This window comes from Paenibacillus sp. AR247 (genome assembly GCF_002968895.1).
Classification (GTDB): domain Bacteria; phylum Bacillota; class Bacilli; order Paenibacillales; family Paenibacillaceae; genus Paenibacillus_AQ; species Paenibacillus_AQ favisporus.
The window spans coordinates 138,501-150,153 of the sequence record NZ_PCZT01000024.1 but is presented as its reverse complement, the minus strand read 5'-3'; the positions used below and the strand labels follow the sequence as shown (position 1 = coordinate 150,153).

Here is an 11,653-nt window from a genome sequence, read left to right as displayed (position 1 = left end):
GGGTAGTTTTCCTGGTCGTGGCGGTTTCTGGCCGATTTGGGGCGTGGCAGTGCTCCTTTGGAAGGTTTACCGGATCGAAGAGCGGTATGCGGTGAAAGGGAAAAGTCTATAAGGATCGTGAAAGCAAAAACGGGACCTGCCCGGCGTGATGCCGGCGGGTCCCGTTTTTGGATAAACGCGGTCTGTCTTCATATGAACGTGCGTGAGATAAGCGTTTTTCTTTGTCCGCTAGTTCTTTCGGCGCGGAATCGTCAGCGTCTCCCAAGCGTCCGATTGGATCTGTTTGGCGATGTAAATGATCTGCCCGATATGGCTAGAATAGTGCGACATCTGCCGTTCGATCGCTTCCAGCACTGAATGCGGCTTTTCCCGGATGTAGACGGTCCGCAGCAGGTCCCCGCTGCCGAGGGAGCCGAGCGCCTGCAGAAAGACGCCCCAGCCGCGGTTCCAGATGTCCAGCAGCTCTTCTCTTGAGGCCACGGTGCCCTCGAACTCACTGTCCCGGTCGCGGCCTTCTTTTTCCCCATCGGAATCAAGGAAGTTCGTCCAGCGGGAGATCATATTCCCGCTCATATGATGAACGATAACCGCAATGCTGTTGGAGTCTTCGTTTAACGACCAATTCAGCTTATCGTCCGGAACCTGCGCGATCGCCTTCTCGGCGGAACGCTTCAGCTCGGCGAATTTATCGTTGACCACCCGGAAATATTCAGTTCCGATGTCGTGGGCACTCATTCCAACCACCTCCGCAATAAAATGACTTCTTCACACCAGTATAGGGGCCATCCTTCTTTCCCGGCAAGCAGGGAGGTGACTCTACAATACGGTTACTCTGCTTTGGGGCCAGGGGGCACCAGCTCGGCGATGCCGCCCATATAAGGCCGAAGGGCGCTCGGAATGTAAATCGAGCCGTCTTCCCGCTGATGGTTTTCCAGCAGCGGGATCAGAATGCGGGGCGAGGCCACCGCCGTATTGTTCAGCGTATGGCAGTACTGCAGCCTGCCTTCCGCATCGCGGTAGCGAATGTTCGAGCGCCGGGCCTGGAAGTCGAGCAGATTCGACGACGAATGGGTTTCGCCGTAGGCTCCGCGGCTCGGCATCCAGGTTTCGATGTCGTACTGCTTATACGTCTTCTGCGACATGTCTCCGGTGCAGACGGCCATCACCCGGTAAGGAAGCTCCAGCAGCCGCAGGATCTCCTCGGCATGGCCGGTAATTTCCTGAAGCATCGCCTCCGACGCCGCGGGATCGTTCTCGCAGAGGACGACCTGCTCGACCTTGGCGAACTGGTGGACGCGGTACAAGCCGCGTACGTCGCGGCCCGCCGAGCCGATTTCCCGGCGGAAGCAGCTCGACACGCCCGCGAGCCGGATAGGGAGGGCGGCGTCGATCACTTCGTCGCTGTAGTACGACACCAGCGACACCTCCGAAGTGCCGACGAGCCACTTGTCCTCACCGGCCAGCTCATAGGTCTGATCCTTCCCGGTAGGGAAGAATCCCGACCGGGCAAGCGCTTCGGGACGGACCATGACCGGTACGTCCATCGGCGTAAATCCGCGCGACGCCAGGAGGTCAATTGCCAGCCGCTGAACGGCCAGATGAAGGAACAGGCCGGCTCCCTTCAAATAATAGCTGCGGCTGCCCGCCGTCTTGACCCCGCGCGGAATATCGAACAGATCGTGCAGCTCGCCGAGCGTGACATGATCCTTCATCTCAAAATCGAATGGCCGCGGCGTCCCGATCCGGCGGACTTCCACATTGTCGCTGTCGTCCTTGCCAATCGGCGTGTCCTCCGAGACAATATTGGGGGCGAGCAGCATCAGTTCCTCGAATTTGCTGGTTGCCTCGCGCAGACCGGCTTCGCAGCCGTCCAGGCTGCGGTTAATCTCCTTCACTTGGCCCTTAAGCTGCTCCGCGGCTTCGTCCTTGCCCTGCTTCAGCAGCCCCGCGATGCTCTTGGTCAGCTCATTGCGCTGCGCCCTTAGCGATTCCGTCTCCTGCAGCAGCCTTCTTCGCTTCTCGTCCCATTCCAGCAGATCGTCCACCTGAAAGGGAATGTTTTTTTGCTCCGCGACTTGCTGTACCTGTTCCTGATAGTCACGGATGAATTGAATGTTTAGCATCGATACCGTCTCCTTTGTCCTGTAAAAATACAAAAAGCGCCCTCATCCCTTGGGACGAGGAGCGCTTGCTCGCGGTGCCACCCAATTTGACCGGCCTGCCCGAAGGCAATGCCGATCCGCTTGGTTCCGCGATAACGGACGGAGGCCGGTTAACTTAGAGAGAGAATGGTGAAGACGCTGCACCGTCATGCTGCGTACACGCGGGAATCGCCATCCGCTCCGGTCGAAAACGCCTCACAGTTGGATGCTGTTCATCGGCGTAATGTCACTGTTCAGTTCTTTGCGGTTTAGTATAGCGTAAACCGATCAAAAGCACAATATACGTACATCCCTTACCTGGATGTATACTCCTCCAAAAGCTTTTGTATGCTTTGGTGAATGCGGAGCAGGCTCTCCACATCGGAAGCGGGGAGCTGCTCGAGGGCATACGCCATGGCTTGGTAGGAGCGGGGCTTAGCCGCCGACTGAAGGGAACGCTCCCGTCCATCAGTGGTAAGGCTCAGTTTGACCTCCCTGCGGTCTGTCTCGGAGATAACACGGTCCACCAATCCCGATTGGACGAGGCCTTCCACTTGAACGCTAAGGGTGCTTTTAGGAGAAGAGAGACGCTCGGTTAGTTCTCTTAGTGTCATGCCGGGCGCGGTATACAGCGTGTTCAGGATGGCGAGCTGCAGCACGGTTAATCCTAGTCCCTCCGCGTTGCTGCGGGTAAACTCCAGAAGGCGTTTTTGAATGCCAGAAAAGGATTGAACGACTTCACCGGCCAGCTTGATTTGAGGATCTTGGCGTTCTTGGTGATCCATGGCTCAGGCAACCTTTCGTTTATTAATTTGTTCAATGATGAACAGTTCAAATATGGACAAATTATATGCGGATCTGGGGCATTTTTCAAGGTTCAATTCTCCGATTCAGGGTTAAAAAACAAGTACCACATTCTAACGAAAGAAAGGTGATCACGATGATCGGACTCGCGATTTTGTTTTTGATCATTGCCATCGTAGCTGCGATTTTCGGCTTCTTCGGCATCGTTTCTGCGCTCGTTGGCGTCGCAAAGGTACTGTTCTTCGTCTTCCTGATCCTGTTTATTCTGTCGCTGATTTTTGGCAGAAGACGGAGCAGTTGACGCTAGCTGCGCCGCTGATCCCGTTCATACGAAGACTCGATAAGAGCAGAAAAGGCTTGCGCCCACATACGTGTGGGACAAGCCTTTTTTTGGGTTGAGAAAAGTCGAAACGGCGTGAGTTTTATCCGGTCCGCATGCTGGTGTTTGCAGCAGGCTTTCGCGCGGGCTTCCGCCAAAACAAGGTAAGGCTTTGGGTGGTGCACCAAAGCGCAAACAGCAGAAACAGCACCGACCAGGCGATGGCAGGGAGCACCGTCAGATGAGCCAGGTTGGCCGCGTCACCGGCCTGCCGCGGATTGGTCAAGGAAGTGATGGCCAGGGTAAGCGGCCCGACAACCGATTCTTCCAGGCAAAGGAAGGCGAGCAGAAGGTAATAGAAATTGCGCACGGTGTTGCCCAGCAAATAAAACACGATGTTCAGCGCCATAAAGATGACGAGCCACCAAACGCCGTAGCTGTTCCGGACAAAAAAGAGCAGGTTGACGGCAGCCAGCAGCGTGATCAGGATCAGCCCGGCGGCCTGCTTGCGTTTGGCGTACCCGTAGAACAGAAGCACAGCGAAGATTGAAGCGATCGTATATCCCGACAGCGAAACGAGTACGGAGCTCCAGCCGGAGGATAAATAGGAGTAGGTGGTCCCGCTGTGATCGGCGTTGAGCTCGATGCGCAGAACCCTTCCGGAGAGCAGCAGGGTGACGACCGCATGGCCGAACTCATGAATCATCGTATCCAGGGTGCGGAACCAGGAGGAAAACGGGATCAGCCGGGTCAGAATCGCGGATGCGACAAGAAACAATACAGCCTTCAAGGATTTATTCACGGGCAACGGGCAGCTCCTTTCCAAACGGTAACATGCGGATCTAATCTTTTGTTCCATCATACACGATCCAATGAAAAAGGGAAGCGCAGCGGAGCTGCACTTCCCGGTTGTTGCGGAACTAGTATATTGCAGGCGAGCGGCTTACAGATCGTCGAATCCGTTGTCGTCGCCGACTTTGCCGTAGTTGCGGGATTTGGCTTCGAAGAAGTCCGTTTTGGTGGCGTTGAGCGCCTCGTCGGAGAAAGGACGAATCCATGGCATGCAGTTGGAATCCACGCCTTCGTAGCCTTTTTCCATCCCCATCATTTTCAGGCGTTTGTTGGCGATGTACTTGATGTAGTCGGACAGCTCATTCAGATCGATGCCTTTAACCTCGCTGAGCGTGTAGTGCGCCCAGTTCGTCTCCAGCTCTACCGCGCGGTCGATCGTGCGGTAGACGTAGTCTATGTTCTCCTTCGTGTTCAGCTCGGGGAAATCCTTGAGCAGCTGCTTGAACACTTCGCCGAAGAAATAGCAGTGCTGGTTCTCGTCGCGCTGGATGTAGGAGATCATTTGGCTGGTCGCCATCATCTTCTGGTCACGGGCCAGGTTGTAGAAGAAGGCGAATGTGCTGTAGAAGAAAATGCCTTCCAGGATCAAGTCGGCCACAAGTGCTCTAAAGAACGTTTGCGGATTCTGCTCGTCGCGGAACTCCTGGTAAATTTCCGAGATGAAACGGTTGCGGTCGAGCAGCACCGGATCATGCTTCCAATATTCGAAAATCTCTTTCTGCTCCTGCTCCGATACGATCGAAGACAGCACGTAGGAGTAGGATTGGTTGTGCACGACTTCCTGCTGCCCGATGATAGCCGAGATGGCCTCCAGTGAGGAATCGGTAAAATAACGCTTTACGTCGCCGATGAACATCGTCTGCATCGAGTCCAGCACAGCGAGCAAAGAAATGTTGATCTTGAAGGTGCGCCGCTCTTCCGGATCGAGGTTGACGAACTGCTGCGCGTCTTTGGCCATCGGAATTTCGTCGGCGATCCAGTGGTTCAGCAGCAGAACTTTATACAATTTGTACATATGGGGCATGCGGATATCGTTCCAGTTCAGGATGCCCGAGCATTCTCCTTCGATGATGCGGGTCGAGCGGTTCGGCGCCTCGGTGTTAAAAATCTTTTGCATTTGCATACTCGATTCACTCCTTGTTCTTTATTTTGCTTGTTCATATATATCAACATCCGTCGCAGAATGCTGTAATCCATATCAGTTGATCTGCACCAGTGATCTTTAACTTAAGGTTTCAGATATGCTGCCTCAAATGGTTCATGCAGTATCTTTCCATTCCAGTTGTACTTATCCGTTTAGCCGGACGCGTGGCGAGCTCCCGCATTTTGCGAAGCAAAACAGGGAGCAAGCCGCGCGACGCAAGGGGTCTCCGAGAATCGAGGAGACCACCACTCGCACCGCTCAAACGTAAAAGCGTGTCCCCCATAACCTGCAAAGCAGGAGGGGGACGAAAGCGACTCACAGCACATATTCACATCAAGATAATCCGTCGAAAAAGGTTTTAGGCTTTAATATCTTTTACGAAGCACACGACTCGCACTCTTCAATCGTCAGCGCACGGCTGCGGACGTAGTACGTCGTTTTGATGCCGGCTTTCCAGGCGTGAAGGTGAAGCTCCAGGAATTCCGTCGCCCGGATATCCGGACGAACGTACAGATTGAAGCTTTGAGCCTGGTCGATATGGCGCTGACGCGCCGCGGCCATCTTGATGGACCAATGCTGGTCAATCAGGAATGCCGTTTTGTAATACCAGATCGTCTTCTCGGACAGGTCCGGAGCCGGGTTGGCGATCTTGTAGGCGTTTTTTCCTCGTAAGACAGAAGGTCGTACAGCGGATCGATGCTGGCGGTGGAGCCGGCAATGATCGAAGTCGATCCGTTCGGCGCAATGGCGAACAGCCAGGCGTTGCGGACGCCGTTCTGCTGCACTTCCTGCTGGAGCTCTTTCCACTGCTCGGTGGTGACGAACTTGCCTTCATGCTCGCCGTCGACATAACCGCGACTGGTGAAGTAAGCGCCGTTCTCCCAGTCGGAGCCTTTGAACTTCGGATAGTGGCCTTTTTCTTTGGCCAGCTCCATGCTGGATTTGACGAGCAGGTAGTTGATTTTTTCGTACAGATTGTCGTTATATTCAACCGCTTCGTCGGACTCCCAGCGGATGCCTTCGAGGGCGAGCAGGTGATGCAGGCCGAAGGTGCCGAGTCCAACTGCGCGGTATTGGCTGTTCGTATATTGGGCTTGCAGGACTTCAATGTTGTTAATGTCGATGACGTTATCCAGCATGCGTACCTGGATCGGCACCAGACGGTCCAGCACATTGTCCGGAACGGCACGGGCCAGGTGAATCGAGTTCAGGTTGCAGACGACGAAGTCGCCGGGAACCTTGGAAATGACGATCCGGGTTTGGCCGTCTTTGGTCACGAGTTCTTCTTTTTCCACCACGGTGGCGGACTGGTTCTGCATAATTTCGGTGCACAGGTTGGATGAGTAGATCATGCCGTGTGCACGGTTCGGGTTCGCACGGTTGACGGTATCCCGGTAGAACATGTACGGCGTACCGGTTTCCAGCTGCGATTTCATGATGCGCTTCATGATGTCGATCGCAGGCACCGTGATTCTTGGAAGCAGCGGGTGGGCAACCGCTTCGGCATACTTCTCGCGGAACGATCCCTGACCTACTGTTTCGTCATAATAATCCTCAAGACCCGCCGGACGGCCGTTGGCATCCTTCCAGCCCATGATTTTCTTCACTTCATGCGGGCAGAACAGGCTCCACTCGCCGCGGGCTTCGACCGCCTCCATGAACAGGTCAGGCAGGCACACGCCATGGAACACGTCATGCGCTCTCATGCGCTCGTCACCGTTGTTCAGCTTCAGGTCCAGGAAGGCCAGGATGTCCTTGTGGAAGACGTCCAGGTAGACGGCAACCGCACCTTTGCGAGTGCCGAGCTGGTCAACGCTGACTGCCGTGTTGTTTAGCTGGCGGATCCAAGGAATGACGCCGGAGCTGGTGTTCTTGTGACCGCGGATGTCGGAGCCGCGCGCCCGGACTTTGCCGAGGTAGACGCCGATGCCGCCGCCCATTTTGCTGAGACGGGCCACGTCGGTATTGGAGTCGAAAATCCCTTCCAACGAGTCGTCCACCGTGTCGATAAAGCAGCTGGACAGCTGTCCGGCGACCTTCTTGCCGGCGTTGGACATCGTTGGCGTAGCGGCGGTCATGTACAGGTTGCTCATGGCCCAATACGCTTCCTTCACGAGCTCAAGGCGCTTGTCCTCTGGCTCGGTGTGCATCAGGTACATGGCGATGACCATGTAACGCTCCTGCGGAAGCTCCATAACGCGTCCGTCGAAATCATGCGCCAGGTAGCGGTCGGACAGGGTCAGCAGCCCGATATAGTCAAACAGCAGGTCGCATTTGTAATCGATGCAGCGGCCCAATTCTTCAATTTGCTCTTTTGTATAGCAGGTGAGGAGCTCCTCGCGGTAGATTCCTTTTTGCACCAGCTCGGTAATGAGAGGGTAGAACGCACCATATGGCTCGTCAGGATAGGCTTTGTAGCGGCGGTTGTAAGCGGCCTTCTTGTACAGGGAGGTCAGCAGCGAGCGCGCTGCGGCGAACTTCCAGTTCGGCTCCTCCTTGGTGACCAGCTCAAGCGCCGACATCGTGAACGCGCTGCTGATTTCGTCGCCGGTGACTTCCTCGCGGCGCAGTTTGCTCTGCACGCCCCGGAGGAGGCGCTCCTTGTCCAGGGTCTCCAGCCCCTCCAGGATTCGGTCGGCATAAACGGAGAGACGGATTTCATCAAAAGCCAGCTGGCGGTTGTTCGGTTTGGTAACGAGCTGCGGCATGGTGCAGATCTCCTTTCAAAGTTTGTATATTTGGTATAACGGAAAGTAGGACGATGCTGTTAAGAGGGAGCTCTTGCTGTGCTTGCCCATACAAAAGGCATTTCCGAAGAACCTGAAGCACAGGTACGAAAATGCCGCTAGATCCCGTATGCCCTATTTACGAGCATGGGAAAAAATATCTATCACTCTATGTATAGATATCGACTGGCATCACGCACCTATTCCTCGTAGGCCTTTCGTGAGACAAAACAGGCAGGTCTCCTGACTCCCGAAAATGCGATATTCGGCGCCTTCCCGTCCGCGTGACGGACAGTGGCCTTAGCCGATATCGTGCCGAAAGCTCGGAGCTCTCGGCCTTCCGGTTACAGTGGCGGGACCGTGACGGATTCACACCGTGCTTCCCTATTATGAACGCCTGGCAAATCAAGCCGTGTTCACCTGTTTCCACTATATTTGGTTGCTTTCATACTAATTTAACCCAATATATTGTGTTTGTAAACCTAATTCCTCTTAAAAGACGAGCAATGAGAATTATACCAGATGGACCCCCGGGGGCTACTGTGAACCATTGGAGATTAGCCTCTAGAGGGGGCTGAAAAGGTAGAAATCGGGCGAAATTTGCAGGAAAAACGCGAATAAAAAATTTTGCAGGCTATCCTTTTGCGATTCCGCAGGCGGTCGGGTACAATTAAATTAGGAATAAAGTTCGATCCGCTTGCAAAAGGATAAAGGAGGCGCACGACCATGGCAATTGCAGAGGTAACGGTCATTCCGATCGGAACGGCCACGACCAGCCTGAGCTCCTATGTGGCACAAATGCAGCAGGTGCTGGCGGAGCAGAAGGGGATCAGCTACGAACTGACGTCGATGAGCACGATCATTGAGGGGACTCTTCCGGATGTATGGCAGGCGATTGCAGCCCTTCACGAAGCACCGTTCCTGGCCGGCGCGCAGCGCGTATCCACTTCGGTCAAAATCGACGACAGACGGGACAAAGCCTCTTCCAGCGCCCAGAAGCTGCAATCGGTCCGCGACAAATTGAAATAAATTCATTTTCCACGCTGGTGTAGCTCAGGGGTAGAGCAACGCACTCGTAATGCGTAGGTCGGGGGTTCAATTCCCTTCACCAGCATCTTTCACGCAATTTCCCCGTAATATCAACGTTTGGACGATCGTTGAATGTAACGGATAGGCAACGTCAGGTCGACGCACACTATTCGTTGAAATGGACGAGCGTAGACGCTGAAATACGGTCAAATCGGAGTCTCCTACAGTACATTGTAGGAGGCTTTTTTGTTATGAGCATTGATCCGCGCAAGGGTAAGCAAGCGATTATAAATAAACGCAAGGGCCGCGGCCAAGAAATCGGAGTGACACCGTTAGATATCGGGTTCGATTTGTTCTTTAGCGCCAAACGAACGGAGGGCGTACGCAGTCGGACGCTCGCAGATTACAAAAGTTACTGGCGGTATTTCCGGGAATGGCTTACGGAAGCACATCCGGAGATTGAGTTTATCGGGCAAATTACGGTCGTTACGCTCCGGGAATACATAGAGTACATGTCGCACGAACATAAGCGCTACGAGGGCGTAGAGTGCCGCAAAAAGGACGGTAAGACGCTTTCGCCGGCGACAGTAGCTTCGAGACTTCGCGCATTACAGACGATGTGCAAGTTTTGGGCTACGGAGGGGTTGGCGCAAACAAATCCGGCTGAGAAGGTAAAAGCACCACGCAAAGACACCGCCGAAAAGAGCATCATCTCCGACGAGCAGTTATCGGCTATTATCGCGGCTGCCGACACAAGCACATTCGCAGGCCACAGGGATCGGGTCTTAATGTTGTTGCTTGCTGATTCAGGATTGCGTATTAATGAAGCGCTACATTTAGAGGAGTCCTTTATTGATATCCAGGCGCGATGCATTCGTCTTCCAGGACATTTAAACAAAAACCGTAAACCACGCATTGTTCCGATCTCAGCGTCTGTATTGCGTGAGGTTATTCGTTTAATTGATGAGAACCGCGAATACTTCGACACGTCCTTTATTTTCGTTTCAAATTACGGTGATCGATTAAAGGCGGACCAGTTCCGTAAGAGGCTGCGTCAATATGCGAATGATGCCGGCATTGATACGATGACAACGAAAGTTTCTCCGCACCGTTTTCGGGATTACTTCATAACGAATTATCTGCTCAATGGTGGCGACCTGTTCACCCTTCAACGAATAGTGGCACACGCGGATATAAAGACCACACAGGGATACGTTAAGGTAAACGAGGAAGCAATGCGGGATAGTCATACGCAGTACTCACAGATCTCACGTCTAGGGTTGCCGCGTCCTAGAAAGAGAGGGCGCTATGTCTAAGCAGTCTGGCGGTATCGTCCGCGTATCCAAGCGTGAGAGCGGTTATACGATAATGGACCCGTATTTTTTATCGGACGAGCGTCTAAGTTGGAAGGGGAAAGGCGTACTCGCGTATCTCCTGTCAAAACCGAGCAACTGGCGCGTATTCGTATCCGATCTCGTTAAACGCTCTAAAGACGGCCGCGATGCCGTTTATTCTGCGCTAAAAGAACTCGAGCAAGCCGGTTATGTGGAGCGTAAGCAGTCACGCGATGAATCAAATAGGATAACCGGGATGGAAACGGTAATTTACGAGCGGCCGATTATCGATGATCCAGACCTGGATATTCCACATACGGAAATTCCCGACGTGGGAAAACCGCACGCGGAGAAACCGACACAAGTAAGTAATGATTTAAATAATCTTGATTCTAAAAGAGAAATGAATAAGAGCGCCAACGAAGCCATTTTACAAACGCTAGCAAAGGCATTACACAGGCTGCCACTTAACGACACCTCGAGCCTTTACGACCACTACTTCGCCGACATATACGCGATGCTGACGCGTAGATTTAGCGGTAAACTTGAGGCTGATGTCATCGATTTAGCTGCCGATCGGTACTTCCAGAAGGCCGTTGATCTGCGGACAGGACTACCGAATCCGAACGTGTACTCTCCGGTCGGTGTATTTTACGACTCATATACCGAGGCCCTTGCGGAATGGGAGGCGCTCAACTTCAAGCGGAAGTTGGCGGGAGGATAGATTTTCGTGGAAAGTAAAATATTGGTGTAGTAAAATATAACCAGTTGAGGGAAGGGTGGGTCTTAAGTTGGATGAGGAAGTTATTATTCAAACGAATCAGCAGCAAGTTATAGAACGAAGCAGCAAATTAACAATCGCTGCGATGGTTGTCGCAATCATCGGGGTTTTAGTGGCGATCGCAACATGGTATTTTACAAACAGCCTAGCAACTACAAAAATCAATGATTTGAAGGTGAAAATGGAGTCTGAGAGCGCTGCAATTCGTGACGAGAACGCTGCGCTTAAGCAAGCGTCGGAAGCGTTAAGTGCGCAGCTTGATGCAGTAAAAAATGTTGCTTTGCTAACTGCTGTTGCTCACGATATCGAAGGAGCAGTAGTTACAGATGATTTCGTCATCGAAAAAATTGATCTTGTCGCAAACGATAACGGTCAACTAGGAAACGTAATAATTGACGTCGACAATCAACCGGATATGGCGTTGGTCTATAAGGGCAAAGGTGCTTACGAGTTAACTGATCGTGAGATACGGGCTAAATGTGATTCGATCATAAGAGAGGCATCGGCTCGATATGGTACTGTT

10 protein-coding genes, 1 tRNA gene, 1 pseudogene and 1 riboswitch are annotated in these 11,653 nt (G+C 53.2%); of the genes and pseudogenes, 6 read left to right on the top strand and 6 right to left on the bottom strand.

Annotation, left to right across the window (positions count from 1 at the left end; all coding sequences use genetic code 11):
- Window positions 1–228: 228 nt before the first annotated feature.
- The 3 genes from CPT76_RS31515 to CPT76_RS31505 all read right to left on the bottom strand — a co-directional run bounded on the left by CPT76_RS31515 (window position 229) and on the right by CPT76_RS31505 (window position 2,926).
- Window positions 229–735 (bottom strand): DUF1572 family protein, encoded by a 507-nt coding sequence (locus CPT76_RS31515; RefSeq protein ID WP_105445692.1) that lies wholly within the window; start codon window positions 733–735, stop codon window positions 229–231.
- A 92-nt stretch (window positions 736–827) separates the two neighbouring features.
- Window positions 828–2,123 (bottom strand): serine--tRNA ligase, encoded by a 1,296-nt coding sequence (serS, locus tag CPT76_RS31510; protein WP_105445691.1) that lies wholly within the window; start codon window positions 2,121–2,123, stop codon window positions 828–830.
- Window positions 2,124–2,455: 332 nt separating this feature from the next.
- A complete protein-coding gene (locus tag CPT76_RS31505) occupies window positions 2,456–2,926 on the bottom strand; it encodes a MarR family winged helix-turn-helix transcriptional regulator (RefSeq protein WP_105445690.1) in 471 nt (156 codons plus the stop codon).
- A 155-nt stretch (window positions 2,927–3,081) separates the two neighbouring features.
- Here CPT76_RS31505 and CPT76_RS31500 point away from each other — a divergent pair, with 155 nt between their 5' ends.
- On the top strand, window positions 3,082–3,246 hold the full coding sequence (locus tag CPT76_RS31500) for a DUF1328 domain-containing protein (protein WP_076172824.1): 165 nt from the start codon (window positions 3,082–3,084) through the stop codon (window positions 3,244–3,246).
- A 121-nt stretch (window positions 3,247–3,367) separates the two neighbouring features.
- Here CPT76_RS31500 and CPT76_RS31495 read toward each other — a convergent pair whose 3' ends face one another.
- The 3 genes and pseudogenes from CPT76_RS31495 to CPT76_RS31485 form a co-directional block, all read right to left on the bottom strand.
- Window positions 3,368–4,066: a M50 family metallopeptidase gene (locus CPT76_RS31495; RefSeq protein ID WP_105445832.1), complete on the bottom strand. Its 699-nt coding sequence runs from the start codon at window positions 4,064–4,066 to the stop codon at window positions 3,368–3,370.
- A 141-nt stretch (window positions 4,067–4,207) separates the two neighbouring features.
- Entirely contained in the window at window positions 4,208–5,239 is a 1,032-nt protein-coding gene (locus CPT76_RS31490) for a ribonucleotide-diphosphate reductase subunit beta (RefSeq protein WP_105445689.1), read from the bottom strand.
- Between the two features lie 396 nt (window positions 5,240–5,635).
- Window positions 5,636–7,968, bottom strand: a pseudogene (locus CPT76_RS31485) (ribonucleoside-diphosphate reductase subunit alpha).
- A gap of 234 nt (window positions 7,969–8,202) precedes the next feature.
- A riboswitch (cobalamin riboswitch) is annotated at window positions 8,203–8,425 on the bottom strand.
- 287 nt (window positions 8,426–8,712) lie between these two features.
- Between CPT76_RS31485 and CPT76_RS31480 the strand changes: the two are divergent.
- From CPT76_RS31480 to CPT76_RS38070, 5 genes are all read left to right on the top strand, one after another.
- The gene (locus CPT76_RS31480; RefSeq protein WP_105445688.1) at window positions 8,713–9,015 is read left to right on the top strand and encodes an MTH1187 family thiamine-binding protein; all 303 of its coding nucleotides are present in this window, start codon (window positions 8,713–8,715) and stop codon (window positions 9,013–9,015) included.
- 13 nt (window positions 9,016–9,028) lie between these two features.
- Window positions 9,029–9,100 (top strand) — tRNA-Thr (locus CPT76_RS31475).
- Between the two features lie 166 nt (window positions 9,101–9,266).
- Window positions 9,267–10,331, top strand: a complete 1,065-nt coding sequence (locus tag CPT76_RS31470; protein ID WP_105445687.1) for a tyrosine-type recombinase/integrase — start codon at window positions 9,267–9,269, stop codon at window positions 10,329–10,331.
- A complete protein-coding gene (locus CPT76_RS31465) occupies window positions 10,324–11,073 on the top strand; it encodes a helix-turn-helix domain-containing protein (protein WP_105445686.1) in 750 nt (249 codons plus the stop codon). The genes CPT76_RS31470 and CPT76_RS31465 overlap by 8 nt, the downstream gene beginning before the upstream one ends.
- Window positions 11,074–11,140: 67 nt before the next feature.
- The coding region (locus CPT76_RS38070) for a hypothetical protein (protein ID WP_105445685.1) at window positions 11,141–11,653 on the top strand (513 nt) is incomplete at its 3' end.

Coding starts and splice junctions, on each gene's coding strand:
- CPT76_RS31515 (WP_105445692.1), bottom strand. CDS start 735: ATGAGTGCCCACGACATCGGAACTGAATATTTCCGGGTGGTCAACGAT.
- CPT76_RS31480 (WP_105445688.1), top strand. CDS start 8,713: ATGGCAATTGCAGAGGTAACGGTCATTCCGATCGGAACGGCCACGACC.
- serS (WP_105445691.1), bottom strand. CDS start 2,123: ATGCTAAACATTCAATTCATCCGTGACTATCAGGAACAGGTACAGCAA.
- CPT76_RS31500 (WP_076172824.1), top strand. CDS start 3,082: ATGATCGGACTCGCGATTTTGTTTTTGATCATTGCCATCGTAGCTGCG.
- CPT76_RS31465 (WP_105445686.1), top strand. CDS start 10,324: ATGTCTAAGCAGTCTGGCGGTATCGTCCGCGTATCCAAGCGTGAGAGC.
- CPT76_RS31470 (WP_105445687.1), top strand. CDS start 9,267: ATGAGCATTGATCCGCGCAAGGGTAAGCAAGCGATTATAAATAAACGC.
- CPT76_RS31490 (WP_105445689.1), bottom strand. CDS start 5,239: ATGCAAATGCAAAAGATTTTTAACACCGAGGCGCCGAACCGCTCGACC.
- CPT76_RS31505 (WP_105445690.1), bottom strand. CDS start 2,926: ATGGATCACCAAGAACGCCAAGATCCTCAAATCAAGCTGGCCGGTGAA.